Source organism: Kitasatospora sp. NPDC059795 (assembly GCF_042732175.1).
GTDB lineage: Bacteria > Actinomycetota > Actinomycetes > Streptomycetales > Streptomycetaceae > Kitasatospora.
The window spans coordinates 516,067-531,306 of record NZ_JBHWID010000003.1 but is presented as its reverse complement, the minus strand read 5'-3'; the positions used below and the strand labels follow the sequence as shown (position 1 = coordinate 531,306).

Here is a 15,240-nt window from a genome sequence, read left to right as displayed (position 1 = left end):
CCACGCCGCCTGCGCATGTGCCGCCGAGTGCGGGTGCTGTGCCGCCGCCTCCGCCGCCGCCCCCGCACGTTGCGCCGAACCATGGCGCCACGCCGCCTGCGCATGTGCCGCCGAGTGCGGGTGCTGTGCCGCCGCCTCCGCCGCCGCCCCCGCACGTTGCGCCGAACCATGGCGCCACGCCGTCCGCGCATGTGCCGCCGAGCAACGGCGGTCCGGTGCACACCGATACGCCGGCCCACAACCCGTTCGAGACGCCGTTCGACACTCCGCCCGGCTCGCGGCCGGGCACGCCGACGCCGCACGAGACGCCGTCGGACGCCGGATCGCTGCGTCCCGACAGCGCGCCGGCGGGCGTGCTGCGGCCGGATGCCGAACCGGCCGGGCTGTTTGGTCCGAAGAAGCCCCTGATCACGCCCGAGGGGCTCACGCCCGAGGGCCGGGACCGACTCCACAAGACCCCGGAAGGGCCGTCCCTGGTCTACCCGCCGAGCAGCAACATGGTGACCCACGCCGGAAAGGCCGTGGCGAACAAGTTCAAGTCCGAGCTCTCGCCGGAACTGAAGAACGTCAGCGGGCGGTTGACGGACCAGGGCGACGGCAGCTACCGGACCGAGAGCTCGACGGCGAGCGGGAAGCCGAACGCCAAGATCAAGGACCACACCTACAAGGCCTATCTCGACCCGAAGTCCATGGTCGACCTCGAAACCGGGGTCAACCGCGACTTCATGGACAACCTGCGCGAGGCCGCCACCGGCGACAAGAACTCGGCACTCATGGGCGCCGACCTCTACGAAAAGGCCATGGGGCTGGACTACCGGTCGCAGAAGACCGAGCAGCAGCAGGCGGATCGCCGGCAGCTGTTGAAGGACCTCGCGGACCTCAACTCGGAGAAGGGCACCTGGATCCGCGAGGACCGGGTGGAGCAACAGCTCGGGAACAACCAGGCCTCCGCGACGGAGGGAGTGGACCGCCTGCTCAACGGGCACCAGGGCCACCCCGGATTCGACGGAATGGTGCTCGGTGAGGTCCACGGATCGTCCCCGAGTTGGCCGTTCCTCAAGGACAACATGGCGCAGTTGAAGGCCAGTGGGGTCGACACCGTCTACCTGGAGGCCCTGCGCGACGACGCCGCCCAGCACCATCTGGACAAGTACCTGGATCCGAACAGCAACGAGCCGATGTCCGCCGACCTGCGGAAGATGGCCACCGACTACGACAGGCGCTGGAACGCCAAGCTGACCGACACGCTGGAAGCCGCGAAGCAGAACAACGTCAGGGTCCAGATGGTGGACGGCTATCCGGCGCGGACCATCGCGGAGGACGGCGGCCACAACGAGCGGGCCCGCCTGATGAACTCGTACGCGCACGACGCGATCACGGCGGACGCCCCCAACCGCAACGGCAAGTACCTGGTCGTGCTCGGCGAGGACCACGCCCACTCCAAGGCCGACCTGGGCCACGGACGGGTCCCCGGCACGGCGGACCTGCTGGGGATTCCGTCGGTGCGCCTCACCGACGGCTCCGGAGCGCCCGGTGTCAAGCCGCCGACCGCGACCAGCGCCACGGACCCGAATCAGGTCCGGCTCCACTACCTGCCCGTCCCCGACAACCACTCGCCGTCCGGCAACCCGGCGGCGCAGCACCCGGCGGCACCGCCGACACCGGGCGGACTCGGCCCGGTGCACCCCGACGCGCAGGCGCCGCACGGGAGTTCCGAGCACCTGGGCGACAGCCCGGCGTCCCAGCAGCAGCACGACGGCACCGGCCGGCCGCACGAGCAGCAGCCGAACCACGAGCAGCAGCCGACGCACGAGCAGCCGAACCACGAGCAGCCGAACCATGAACAGCCGTCCCACGAGCAGCCGTTGGGCGCCCACGAGGGTGGCGGTCCGCGTCACCCGGCCACGGACGGGCGGCCGTACGATGTCGAGGGTGGGCTGAAGCGTCCGGAGGAGCACGAGGCGCAGCAGCTTCGGGACGCGGTTCCGCACAACGCGGACGGTTCGCCGCAGCGGCACCCGGACCCGTTCGAGGGTGACTGGGTGAAGAAGCTGAACGGCGACGGCCTGGGCACGCCGGGTCGGGCCAACAACTGTGCGGACGCGGCGCTTTCGGTGGTCGACACCTACGACGGCCGTCCCACGGTGGCCGCGCCGCGGACCGAGGACAACTCGATCGGCGAGAAGGACAGCCGGGACCGGATCGAGCACGCGCTCGGCGGGAAGTTCGAGGCTCAGGGCAAGGACCAGGCCGGGCACGACAAGCTGGCGAAGACGCTGCTGGAGAACGGTCACGGCTCGCAGGCGGTGATCATCAGCCGGGACGCCGACGGGCGTCCGCACGCCTGGAACGCGATGAACCACAACGGCAAGGTCGTGTACATGGACGGCCAGATGGGCCGTACCAGTCACACGCCGCTGTACGCGGGCGAGGGCGGCCTGTTCGCCCTTCCGCTCACCCCGGACCGCGCGCCCCTGCACCCGTCCGGCCCGCCCGCCGGCGCCCCCGGCCACCAGGCAGGACCGAAGCCGGACGCCCAACGGCCGGACTCCGCACCGGGTATGACGGTCCGTCCCGAGCCCGAGCTTCCTCCGCTCGACCAACGTCCGACCATCGACGAGAAGGCGAAGCTCCACCAGGACCCGTCCGGCCCCGCGCTGATCTACCCGCCCTCCGCCGACCCGTCGGCACTCGCGCAGCACGCGAAGGACAACAGGTTCAAGTTCACCCTGAGCGGTGATCTGGCGCTGTCCGCGAACTCGTTGCCGCAGAGCAATCTGGGCCGACACCACTCGGGTTCCTTCACGGAAGGCGGGACGCCCGACGTCAAGGTCAGCCCGTACTCGCAGAGCTTCAAGTCGCACCTCGACCCGTTGACGCTGAAGGCACTGCACTCCGACGCGGCGTCCGCGCTGAACGACGGGCTGCGCGCCAAGCTGGTGGCGACCGGCGAGACCGAGGCCTACGTCTATCCGGGCAACAAGCTGCTGGAGCACGGCGGCAAGCTCGACTACCGGACCGATCCGAACTTCCAGGCCCAGCGTGAACGTCACAACGTGCTGGAACGGCTGGCCCGGCAGGACTCGGAGACCACCTGGCACCCGGTCGACGGGGCGCAGGTGCAGCAGCGGCTGGACGGGCAGGCGTCGGCCCTGGACGGCGTCCAGCGACTGTTCCACGGGGACGGTGCCAACCCGGCGCACCCCGGGATCGTGCTCGGCGAGGCGCACGGCAACTCGCCCAGCTGGAAGTTCCTCAAGGAGAACATGGCCGGTCTGAAGGAGGCCGGCGTCGACACCATCTACATCGAGTCGCTTCGCGACGACTCCCTTCAGCGCGACCTGGACACCTATCTGGAGCACGGCGGCACCATGCCGCCGAACCTGGAGCGGATGCTCCGGTCCTACGACAAGAACCTCAACTCCCCGGAGCACGCCGGTCTCTACGAGACGGTGGTGAAGGCGCAGGAAGAAGGCGTGCGGGTCCGGGCCGTGGACGGCTACCCGGCGCGCAAGCCGGACGGCTTCGGCAACGCCCCGCTGGAGCAGCGGGCCCGGATGCTGAACTCGTACATGCACGACGCGATCACCTCCGACCGGGTCGGGCAGCCGGGGAAGTACATCCTGGTCACCGGCGAGGCCCATGTGCACGAGCACCCCACCACCGCCGGTGGCGGCTCCCGGATTCCCGGCACGGCCGAGATGCTGGGAGCGCCGTCGGTGCGCCTGACCACCCCGAACGGGGCGAACGCGGTCGGTGGCACGGCCGTGCACGACCTCCGGCTCGGAAACCTGCCGGCCCCCCAGCCCGCAGCCCCGGCGCCGCACGCGCCGGCCCAGCACCCGGGCGGCAACCCGCCGCCCGGAGCGGGGCACGAGAACGCCCCGCACCACCAGCAGGTGAACGAGCACGCCCAGGACATCGCCCCCGCGAACCCGGCCGGTCTCGGCACCACCTCGCACGAGCAGCCGAGCCACGAGCAGCCGAGCCACGAGCAGCCGTCCCACGAGCAGCCGTCCCACGAGCAGTCGAGCCACGAACAGCCGTCCCACGAACGCTCGTTGACGGAGCACGAGGGCGACGGTCCGCGTCACCCGGCCACGGACGGGCGGCCGTTCGATGTGGAGGGCGGGCTGAAGCGGCCGTCCGAGCACGACCTGAAGCAGCTTCAGGACGCCGTGCCGCACAACGCGGACGGCTCCCCGCAGCGGCACCCGGACCCGATGGCGGGCGACTGGGTCAAGAAGCTGAACGGCGACGGTCCGGGAAAGCCGGGCCGGGCCAACAACTGCGCGGACGCGGCGCTCTCGGTGGTCGACACCTACGACGGCCGCCCGACGGTGGCCGCCCCGCGCGTCGAGGACAACTCCGTCGGCGAGAAGGGCAGCCGGGACCGGATCGAGCAGTCCCTCGGCGGGAAGTTCGAGAGCCTGGGCAAGGGGCCGGCCGGGCACGAGAAGCTCGCGCAGACCCTGATCGACAGCGGCCCCGGCTCGCAGGCGGTGATCATCAGCCGTGACGGCGACGGACGCCTGCACGCCTGGAACGCGATGAACCACGACGGCAAGGTCGTGTACGTCGACGGGCAGATGGGCCGTACCAGCGACAAGCCGCTGTACCCGGGCGAGGGCGGCCTGTTCGCCGTCCCGCTCACCCCGGACCGGGCGCCCCTGCACCCCTCCGGCCCGCCCACCGGCGACAGCAACCGCCAGGCCGGCCCGCGTCCCGACGGGCAGTCGGGTGCCCCGGTGCGCAAGCCGGGCGAGGAGCAGCGCCCGGGCGCGTCGCCGGGTGCCACGGACCATGCCGAGTCGTCGCAGCACACGGACGGCACGCACCAGACGGACCAGCAGGACACCATCGAGCAGCACGGCGACGTCGAGCACCCGCCGGTGACGCCCGAGCCGCTGCCGCCGGTGGGTACGCCGGAGCGCGGGATCATGGAGAATCCGGCCGAGTTCCTGCAGCACAATCAGGTCGGGACGGACTTCGTCGCCGGCGTCAAGGAGCGGATGCCGAAGGCGACGTCGGAGGAGGTCGACGCGTTCCTGAAGGCCATCAAGGGACGCGACGACCACTGGTTCGTGCTGCAGCCGAAGATGGTGAACGGCAAGCCGTCGGGCTACCACCTGGTGCCGGCGTGGGAGAAGTACGTCGCTCACGACCCGAATTTCCTGCGGCCCGAATCCGCCCTGCCGCCGGTCAAGGAGGACCACGAGTACGTGAAGGGCGCGTACGTGCCCTACGAGGCCGACAAGCGCCCCGACCCGAGCGACCCGAAGACCATCGGCCACACCGAGGTACCGTTCAACCCGCACCCGGACCAGCCGCGCAAGGGGCTGGTGTTCACCGACGCGATGAACGGCTGCGCCCTGGTGACCACCGTGGAGCCGGGCAAGGACACCTTCACGGCCTGGCACTTCCAGTCGTACTCGTCCCCGGGGTACCTGGAGGCCGCCTACAAGTTCCGGAAGCAGCACACCGTCACGGCGTGGATGGGCCACGGCGACTACGCGCACTCGTTGACCCCGGGCTTCAAGCCGGCGGCGACCAACATGCTGAAGCACGGCCCCAACGGCTGGGAGATGATCAGCCAGGACTCGCACACGTACACCGGCACGTCGGAGGTGATGAAGCAGCTTCCGCCGACGAGGTACGAGCGGAAGCAGATCCCGTTCGACGTGACGACGCAGACCCCCGGGACCGTCGTCAAGATGACGCTGGACCCGTACCACGTCATCGCGCAGGAACGACTCGACCGCTTCCAGTTGGCGGCGCACGACCTCACTGCGGGGCTGAACCTGAAGGACCGCGATGTCGCGTCGCTGCGGAAGCACCTCGCCGACATGAACAGCATGCTCGAAACGCAGAACAAGCTGGTGAAGGGCTACAACCGGCCGGACGCGACGCTGGACGAGCTGCGCGGCCTGTCGAACGAGTTGAACCAGCTCAAGGGTTCGCGCCAGAGGTTCCTGGACGAGAACCGGGCCGAAATCGAGCGGCTGGCTCTGGACGTGACGGAGAAGGACTACCCCAACCGGACGGGCGAAACCGTGCTCTCCGAGTTCGGCTTCTCCAGGGAGCCCGGAAAGCCGGACTGGGTCGACCACATGGCCGCGGACGTCGACGCCCAGATCAAGAAGCGCGACGGGATCACCGACCCGGCGGGCGTCTCGTCGCCCCGCCCCCCGTCCGACCCGGCCGGCCTCGGCGACCCCGCCGGCACCGGCGGGGAGACGAAGCCGGGCAACCGGGTCGGGAACTCGATCGCGGACGCCGTCGCGCAGGCCAAGAAGGCCGAAGCGGATCGGACGGCACTGTCGGAACACGCCGACGCAAAGGCCAAGCGGGACGAGCTGCACCAGAAGGAACAGGCGCGGCCGAACCCGTCGCAGCGGACGACGGCACGGCTGGCCGATCAGGAACGGTTGGCCGTGCGGCAGGACGAACTCGCCGATCGGCAGGCGGACCTGACCAAGCGGCAGAACCAGCTGTCCGACAAGCAGTGGCGGCTGGCCGAGGAGCGGCTCACCTCGAACGACAAGCGCCTGGAGCCCCGCCAGACGCACGCGGCCGCCCGTCAGGAGCGGTGGGGGCAGCAGCAGGAGCGCCTGGCCGGACAGCAGGACCGCCTGGCCGCGCAGTACGAGCGGATGTCCCGGCACGAGGCCCTGGCCGACCAGGGGGAGCGGGCCGCCGCGAAGCAGCAGGGCCAGGCAACGGACAAGAGCGGACTCGACGTCCGACGCGAGAAGCTGATCGCGGACCAGCGGGACCTGGACGGCCGGCAGAGCAAGCTCGACCACGAACAGCACCAGCTGGACGCCCGCCACGAGGAGCTGGACGGGCTCCGGGCGAAGGTGGAGGGCGGCCAGTACGACCCCGTCCGGGCCGCCCGCGAGCAGAAGAGCCTCGAAGCCAAGGAGAAGCAGCTCGAAGCCGACCAGCAGGCCCTCACCAAGGCCCGCAAGGGCCTGGACCACCGCCAGAAGTGGATCGACAAGAGCGAGTGGCTCGTCGAGCAGCACGGGCGGCTGACGGAGCAGGAGGCGGCGGCCAAGCGGGACAACTGGCCGGCGGACCGGGTGAAGGCACTGGCCGACCGCCGGGAGCTCCTGAACAAGTGGCACGCCGAGCAGCACGACCTGGAAGCGAAGGCGGAGGAGAAGGCCGCCAAGTCGGCCAAGTCGGCCAAGGCAGCCAAGAGCGACGATTCGCCCAGCCACTACTTCGGGCCGCCGAGCGAGGTGAAGTGGCGGCAGGAGAAGCAGAAGTGGTTGGAGGAACTGCAGAAGCCCGAGGAGAAGTGGCACTCCCCCGAGCAGCGGGCCAGGCTGAAGGAGGAGCTCGACGCGCTGAAGCAGCTGAGCGGCCCGGAGTCGAAGACCAAGGAGCAGTCGGAGAAGCTGAGGGAGCAGGAGCGTCTGCTCGACGAGCAGGTCCGGCTGGCGGAGAAGCAACAACTCCTGGAGGACCGTCAGAAGCACAACGACGGGGACCCCGAGCAGCTGGCCTGGGAACAGGAGCGGCTGGCCGACGAGCAGCGCCTCAACGAGGAGGCGCGACGCGCCCTTGAGAACGGCGACGGGGACGCCGTCGAACGCGATCCCGCCCCGACGGCGAACAGGCCCAGGCTCGTCGACAACAAGAAGAAGGGCCGGTACTACACGACCGGTCCGAAGGAGCTGGGGAACGTCAGCATCGAGGAAGGCTTCCGGGTGATGACCGATTCCGGATTCGAGATGGCGGACCATATCGCGAGCGACAAGTTCCGTCCCGGCTGTGTGGCCTCCGCGGTGCTCATCGACGGAGAGGGCGGCAGCAGGCGGGTGGTCGTCGTCACCGCGAGCAGCACGAAGGGCCTGGCCGGTGAGGGCGCGCCGGAGCACGTCCACCCGCTGGTCAAATTCGCCTATGGCTCGGAAGGGGACCCGGCGTACGACCGCATCAAGAAGGAGCTGGGCTGGAACAGCTACCCGAAGGGCGATCCGGGTACCCGGTGCAAGTGCGCCGAGCCGTCCGTGATGACGGAGATGCTCGAACAGGTCGACGGACACTTCACGGGAGTCGACATGAACGACCCCGCTGCCGTGCGCCAGGCCATGGAACGGGCCAGGGGAATCCTCGGAAAGGCATTCGTCCGTCCGCTGGAGACCGGGGCCCTGAAGGACGGTACGGGCGGTCGGGTTCGGGGCTACGGCGAATACAAGGCGCCCTGCGACAACTGTGCCCCGGTGGTGGAATACTTCGGGATGAAATCGGTCCAGCTCCTGAATTGACCATGCGAATCAACCTCCGGCTTTCCTGATGATGCGTCGAATGCCGGGCAGGACCGATTGTCGAGACTGCGGCCCAGCGGCCGTCCGAAAAGAGAGTGCAGAACGCTCATGCCTCAACCCCGCGACCCTGACGGGACGATGTCGTGGCTGGCCGGCTGCGGCTGGTCGCCCTCGCGTGACATCGGCGAGCACGCCCGCGAGTTGCTCGCCGACTGGATGAGCGGTGCGGCGGGGGAGGAGTCGGCGGCCGTGCGGGCGGCGCTGTCCTTCCTCGGGCGGTTCGGCGACCTGACGCTGCCGACGGCGTCCGGTGGTGCGCTGCGGACGGTGCCGGCTCTTCCGGCCGGCCCGGAGCAGGCTGCGCAACTGGCGGAGCTGGCTGCGGGGTTGGGCGAGGAGGTCGTGCCGGTCGGGGCCGAGGTGGACGGACCGGGGCGGCTGGTGGTCTCGGCCGGCGGCAGCTTCTTCCACCTGGACGCGGACGGGGTCGAGTTCCTCGGCGTCAACCCGTACGAGGTGCTGGACCGGTTCCGGCCGGTCGGTGAGGCCGAGGCCGAGGTGCCGCACACGGTGTCCACGCTGCTCGTCGACCGGACGGTCTACACCCGGTCCAACGCGCTCGGCGAGGAGGACCCGGAACTCCACCCGGCAGTGCGGGAGTTCCTGGACGGGCTGCCGCCCTACCAGCGCGAGCCGTTCGCCGCCCGCTGCGCGGAGACCGGTCTGATCTCCGACGTGCTGCACCGGCTGGACGAGCAGCGCGGCGACGGCGGGGAGATCACGCTGGACGAGGCCCGTCCGCACTTCGCGGAGAGCTGGATCAGCAGCATCGCGGTCCGACCGGACGACGAGCAGGCGCACGGCAAGCCCGTCGCGCCCTGCCGGTCCTGCGCGGCACTGCTGGCGGAACTCGGCGTCGAGGTGGTCGAGGTGGGGCAGCGATGACGGACGTCCGTTTCACCACGGCGCTGCACGAGGCCCTGGTCGAGGCCGGCTGGACCGAGGGCCGCCGACCCGATGCCGATGCGGAACAGCGACTGCTGACGGCGGTCCTCTCGGTCGTCGACGAGGACGGACTCGTCGAGCCGTCCGAGGCGGTGCAGCGATTCCTGGAGCAGTACGGCGACCTGACGGTGCCCCCGGTCGGCCCGGGGGTGGAGGTCGCCGCGCACGGCGCGGTGATCGACCCGGAGGCGGCGCGCGGCAGCCGTACGGTGGCCGCCGCGCTCGCCCGGCGGCTGGGCACCTCGGTGTTCCCGGTCGGACGGACCGGCGACGGCGTGCTCGCCGTCGACGCGCAGGGCCGGCTGTTCCGGCAGGGCCGGAGCGACTGGTGGTACCTCGGCGCCACGCCCGAGGAAGGACTCGCCCGGCTGGTCGAGGGATACGCCCCGGCCCGGGTCGAGGCCGACGGCCGCTGGTCGGAGCCCGACCCGCTGCCGCGCACCGTCCACCAGGACGGATGGGTCGACAACGGCCCGGCCAGCGAACTACTGGCCGCGGGGATGGCGTTGGCCGCCGAGGCCACCCGCCCGCTGCGCCGCCACGGGGTGCCGGTACTCGGGCACCTGACTCTGACCGTCGAGGGTGAAGGCGCGGAACTGCCCATCCTCTACCGGGAGTTCGACCTCGACCCGGCGGACCCGGAGGGGCGGATCGCCGACATCGTGGACCGGACGTTCCTGCGGCCCGGGACGCGACCGGTCCGGGTCACGGTCCGGCTGGCCGCCCCGCCCGCCGCAGCCGACCGCGACTGGGACGTCCTGGTCGTCGCCCGGGCCGACCGCAGCCGGCGGTTGACGCTCCGGCACCGCGGCCCCGCCGGGCAGCAACCGTCCGATCAGGTCGACGTCAGCGCGACCGTCGCAGCCCTGTCCGCGCTCGGCGCGGAACACCGCACCACAGGAGGAACCGCATGATCACCCAGGAGCAGGCCGTCGCGAAGGCGCAGGCATGGCTGAACGAAGGCGCCCCGGAGGGAACCGCGCGTGAGGTCAAGTTCCGCGAGTTCGACCTCGGTTGGGTGGTGTGGGCCGCGCCCGCGCCGCTGGAGGTCGACCCGGTGACGGGCGAGGTCCGGCCGCCGGCGAACCTCGGCGACGCCACCGGGGTGGTGGACCGCGAGACCGGAGAGATCAGCACCTGGCCGTCGATCCCGATCGACGCGGTGATCGCCGTCTACCAGGAGCGTCGCGCCGGACGGTGACCGCCGGTGGGGGTGGACGTCACCGTCCACGGCGGCCGGGTCCGGGTACCAACGGGCCCGGCCGCCACCATTGTTCACCCGCGCAGACCTGATCCACACCGGACATTCACGACCTCCTCCGAACGCCCCGCCCCGCTCTGCCACAGAGCCGCCGCGCCGCGCCGGGAATTTACCAACTGCATACCTGCGGGGCCTGCCAGCCGCCCCATCGCTCTGCGAAGCTCCTACCGAGGTGACGTTCCGTCACCTCGGCGGACGTGCTTGGCCGAACGGCTCCGGACACCAAGTAAAGTTGCCTGACAATTGAGCGGGTGCGGCAGCCGCGAGTGCTTCGGCCTGCCCTGACACCGGTGCGAGCGCTGCGGCGTGGCCGCACCCGGGGGCGGGCCCGGTCCGGAGTCCGGCTGCCCGGGGGCGGTGACCTGGAGGGTGGACAAGTGGCAGACGAAACGGTGTGGATCGACATCGACGAGGTCGAGTCGGCAGCCAAGAAGATCATGGATCTGCTGAACGAACTGGAAGGCCCGGCCAACCAGTTGGAGGCCAAGATCAAGCAGGTCGAGGAGTCGGTGTACGGCACCGACCTGCTGGGGAAGGCCTTCAAGGGCGGCGGCTCCTCGGTCGGCGGACTGGGCAAGCACCAGGAGCAAGTGCTCACCGGCATCCGGGAGTTGATGAAGAACGCCACCGCCGTGGGGCAGAACCTGCAGTCCATGGCGGCCCGGCACCGGATCAACGACGAGGAATACAGCACCCAGATCGGCCGGATCACCACCAACGGGGACATGCCGGCCGCCCCGCGCGTGCCCGGCGGCAGCTCAGGCTCCGTCGAGTCGGTGTCGGCCTCGGACCGCGTGATCGGGGCGCCCGTGGAGACGGTGGTGGCCGCCGACCGCGAGCCGACCCCGCCCCCGCCGCCCGCCCCGATCACGCCGATCGGCAACACCGAGGCGACGGAGGGGTACCACAAGCCCGACGCGCCGACGCTCGAATACAACCACGCCAAGGAGCGTGCCGACGTCCTCCGCGGCGGCGGCGGGCCCGGCTCGCGACAGGTCATCTGACGGAACTCCACCGGGCGAGTCGTTGCCGCCCGGCGCCGTGTACATCGGATGTTCATCACCGTCGGGGACGCTGACCCGTCCCCGACGGCGTCGTCACCAGGGGCGCTCACCCGCCCCCGCTCCTCCCCTGATCGTCCTCCCGGAGAGTCCTCCCGCCATGATCCAGCTGCCTGCCGACCTGGCCGAAGTACTGAAGACCGTTCAGAAGAACGAGAACGGGAAGGACATCGCCTTCCCCGACGCCAACGAGGAACTCCTCGCCGAGCTCGCGGCCGCCTGGGACAAGTGGAACCAGGTCGCCGACACCCACGTCCGGGCGATCACCGAGGCCGCGCAGCGGGCCATGGCCAGCATGTCCGGCCCCGCCGCCGACAGCTTCCAGCAGTACCTGCAGAAGTTCGCCGGCGGCGCGGACTCGCACGTCGCGACCACCCTGCAGTCCGGGGCGGCGATCGCCACCTCGCTGCACGGCGCGTCCGGTGCGGTGATCGACACCAAGAACGAGATGGTGCGTGAACTCCAGTACGCCAAGACGTACATGGAGCAGAACCCGGCCGGCAAGCACGACGACATCGCCAACTCCGAGGGCATCAAGCAGGCCGCCGCCGTCTACCACCAGTACGTGGGGCAGGTCGTCGGCGACGTGGACGGCAAGCTGCGCAAGAGCGCCGGCCACATCGCCGACATGACCGGCATCGCCAAGACCTGCGCCCTCAACGGCTCGGGCGGGGCCGGGGGTTCGGGCGGGGTTGGGGGTTCGGGCGGTGCGGGCGGCGGGGCCGGTGGCGGCGGCGCATTCGACATGACGGCCCGCGACCCCTCCCTGATGACGGCCGGGCTGCGCGGCCCCGGCGGCGCCGGCGACATCCCCGGCGGGCCGCTCGGCGGTGCGTCCGGTGCGAGCCCGTTCTCGCTTCCGGACGCCCCCGGCGCGGGCGGCGGCCTGCCCGGCGGTTCGGGCGGCGGCGGGGCGGGGTCGCACGGCGGCGTGCCCGGGGTCGGCGGCATGCCCGGCGTCGGTGGCGTCGGTTCGGGTTCGGGCGGGGGTGGATCGGCGGCCGGGGCCGGCGGTTCGGGTGGCGGACCGGCGCTGGCGCCGTTCAAGCTGCCGACGCCGAACTCGCCCAACTTCGGTGGCGGAGACAGCGGTTCGGGCGGCGGCGGGCCGATGTTCAACCCGGTCGGCAGCACCGGCGCGGGCCCGCTGAACATCGCCGGACTCGGCGACCTCGGCACCCCGCCGGCGGCCGGTTCCACCAGCCACTACTCGCCGCTCGGCGGCAGCCCCGGCCCCGGCCTGAGCGGCGGCAGCCCCGGCGGCAGCCCGTTCGGCACCATCGGCACCATCGGTGGCTACCCCGGGAGTTCGGGCGGCACCCCGCGCAGCGTCGGCCCGACCCCGTTCCGCAGCGGCGGCGGCAGCAACCCGTTCGGCAGCTCCGGTGGCTCGTCCGCACGCGGCGGAAGCGGCGGCTCGTCCGCGCGCGGCGGGACTGGTGGGGCCGGCTCCGCGACCCGCGGCGGGACGGGCAGCGCGGGCGGCAGCGGCATCGGCGGCGGCGCGCGGGTGCCCCGGTCCGGGAGCGGCGTCGGACTCGGCGCGGCCGGCGGGGCGTCCGCCCGAGGCATGTCCGGCGCGTCCGGGGCGTCCGGGGTCTCCGGCGCGGCCGGGCGGGCCGGCAGCGGACTCGGCGCGGGCGGCGCGGCCGGTGCGGCCGGACGCGGAACCGCGACGGGCGGCGGCGCCATGGGCGGACACGGACCCGGCATGGGCGGGGCCGGCCGGGGCGGCGGCAAGGGCGAGCAGAAGGGCGCCAACCGCTTCCTCAGCCCGACCCGCTTCGGCATGGACGGCGAGGAGGACGAGGAACTGCTGCACGACCGCGGCATCCTCGGCCAGGCCGGCGAGGTCGACCGTGACCGCAAGTCGCAGCGCGCACACCGCCGTTGGCTCGATGACGCCCGCTCCGACGGCACCTTCGCCACCCCCGAGCACGCCCCCGCCCCGCCCGTCCCTGCCAGCCCCGCCAGCGAGCAGGAAGCCATGAGCCGGCTGGCCGGCATCCTGCTCGGCACGGGCGGGGCGGCGGACGCCGGTGCTGCCGGGGACGGCGCGGAAACGCCCGCTCCGGCGGCGGACCTGACCGCACGTCGGGAGGCCGGTGGCGGCGCGACGCCGGAGACCGCGAGCAACGGCGCGGACGACACGTACCTGGAGCGGGCGCGCAGTGCGGCGTCGCGCCGGGGCCACGGCGAGGCTTCGGAGACGGCTGCGTCCGCGCCCGCGGCGACACCTGCGGCTGCTGCGTCGGGCACCGCGGCTGCCGGTTCGGCGGGTGCGGCGGGTGCGGGGGACAAGCCGCAGCGTGCTCCGCTGCGGGAGGAAGGCGGCTTCCAGGTGCCCAGCCCGTTCCTGCGCGCCGCGCTGTCCCGACTGGCCACCGCGCCCGGCGCGGCGACCGCTCCCGCCGCGGACTGAGCTCCGGACCGCCGTCGACCCGACTGACGAAGGAACACCATGAGCAACGACGAGCAGGCCTGGTACACCGCAGCCGAAGCCGAGGCCCCCGTCCGCTTCCGGGTGGGCACGGCGGTCACCGAGAGCGTGCCGCTGGAGCCGCAGCACCGGGGCACCCCGGTCGGGGAGACGGCGCGGATCGCCCCCGAGACGTTCGATCGGGCCGAACCGGCAACGCCGGTCAGCCCGTTCGAGCGGGAGGTGGCGGCGACCCCGCTGCAGCCCTTCGAGCGGGCGGAGCAGGTGCGGATCGCCCCGGACGCGTTCGATCGGGCCGAACCGGCAAGCCCCTTGCGGCCGTTCGAGCGGGCGGAAGCGGCCACGCCGGTGCAGCCGTTCGAGCGGGCGGTGGAGGCTGATGCCCCGTTGCGGCCGTTCGAGCGCGGGACGGAGGCGACCGCTCCGCTGCGGCCGTTCGAGCGGGCGGTGGAGGCTGATGCCCCGTTGCGGCCGTTCGAGCGGGCGGAGCGGGCCACGCCGGTGGAGCCCTTCGAAGGGACGGAGCCGTCCCCGCGGGTGACCGCCCGGGGGCTCAGCAGGCCCGAATCGGCCGTCGCCGCACAGCCGTCGGAGCGGATGAAGGCCGTGCCGTCGGACGAGCAGGCGACGGCGCCGACGGCTCGGCATCGGGCCGACGCAGTGCCGCTGGACGAGCAGGCCACCGCGCCGACGGCCCGGCACCGGGCCGACGCCGTGCCCGGCAACCGGATCAGCGCCCGGCCCGCCACCATCAACCGGGACGCGTCCGGGAAGGCCGGCAGCGGCTTCCAGGTCGACCCCGCGCAGTACCGGTCGGCGGTGTCGTCGATGCTCGGCGTCTCCGAACAGCTCGGCTCGCTGTACAGCTCGCTCAGCTCGTACCTGCCGTCGCTGGAGTCCCAGAACCCGTGGGGCAACGACGAGTCGGGCAAGCAGTTCGCCGAGGGCGAGAAGGGCTACCTGAAGTACAGCAAGGACACCCTGGACGTCATCAAGGGCCTGCCCGCCGCGCTCAAGGGCATCGCCGACGGCCTGAAGGCGATGGCGGAGGGCTACCAGAACGCCGACGAGGGCGTCATCTCCGAGCTCAACGGCCTCGACCCCGGCTCCGCGCCGATGCCCGCCTCGCCGCAGCTGACGGCCACGGCCCCCATGCGGATCATTCCGCGCACCACCCAGAGCGGAAGGCACTGA

7 protein-coding genes are annotated in these 15,240 nt (G+C 72.0%); all 7 read left to right on the top strand.

From position 1 onward, the window contains the following. Positions 1 to 215 precede the first annotated feature (215 nt). The 7 genes from ACFV4P_RS09485 to ACFV4P_RS09455 all read left to right on the top strand — a co-directional run bounded on the left by ACFV4P_RS09485 (position 216) and on the right by ACFV4P_RS09455 (position 15,240). Positions 216 to 8,279 (top strand): toxin glutamine deamidase domain-containing protein, encoded by an 8,064-nt coding sequence (locus tag ACFV4P_RS09485; protein ID WP_380469087.1) that lies wholly within the window; start codon positions 216 to 218, stop codon positions 8,277 to 8,279. Positions 8,280 to 8,417: 138 nt separating this feature from the next. Continuing rightward, the gene (locus ACFV4P_RS09480; protein ID WP_380469085.1) at positions 8,418 to 9,224 is read left to right on the top strand and encodes an SUKH-3 domain-containing protein; all 807 of its coding nucleotides are present in this window, start codon (positions 8,418 to 8,420) and stop codon (positions 9,222 to 9,224) included. Continuing rightward, the gene (locus ACFV4P_RS09475; RefSeq protein ID WP_380469083.1) at positions 9,221 to 10,198 is read left to right on the top strand and encodes an SUKH-3 domain-containing protein; all 978 of its coding nucleotides are present in this window, start codon (positions 9,221 to 9,223) and stop codon (positions 10,196 to 10,198) included. Before ACFV4P_RS09480 ends, ACFV4P_RS09475 begins: the two co-directional genes overlap by 4 nt. Continuing rightward, complete coding sequence (locus ACFV4P_RS09470) at positions 10,195 to 10,485, top strand: hypothetical protein (RefSeq protein WP_380469081.1); 291 nt, start codon at positions 10,195 to 10,197, stop codon at positions 10,483 to 10,485. Before ACFV4P_RS09475 ends, ACFV4P_RS09470 begins: the two co-directional genes overlap by 4 nt. 437 nt (positions 10,486 to 10,922) lie before the next feature. Further along, positions 10,923 to 11,549 (top strand): hypothetical protein, encoded by a 627-nt coding sequence (locus ACFV4P_RS09465; RefSeq protein ID WP_380469080.1) that lies wholly within the window; start codon positions 10,923 to 10,925, stop codon positions 11,547 to 11,549. 157 nt (positions 11,550 to 11,706) lie between these two features. Beyond that, on the top strand, positions 11,707 to 14,028 hold the full coding sequence (locus tag ACFV4P_RS09460; protein WP_380469078.1) for a hypothetical protein: 2,322 nt from the start codon (positions 11,707 to 11,709) through the stop codon (positions 14,026 to 14,028). Positions 14,029 to 14,067: 39 nt separating this feature from the next. Then, positions 14,068 to 15,240, top strand: a complete 1,173-nt coding sequence (locus ACFV4P_RS09455) for a hypothetical protein (RefSeq protein ID WP_380469076.1) — start codon at positions 14,068 to 14,070, stop codon at positions 15,238 to 15,240.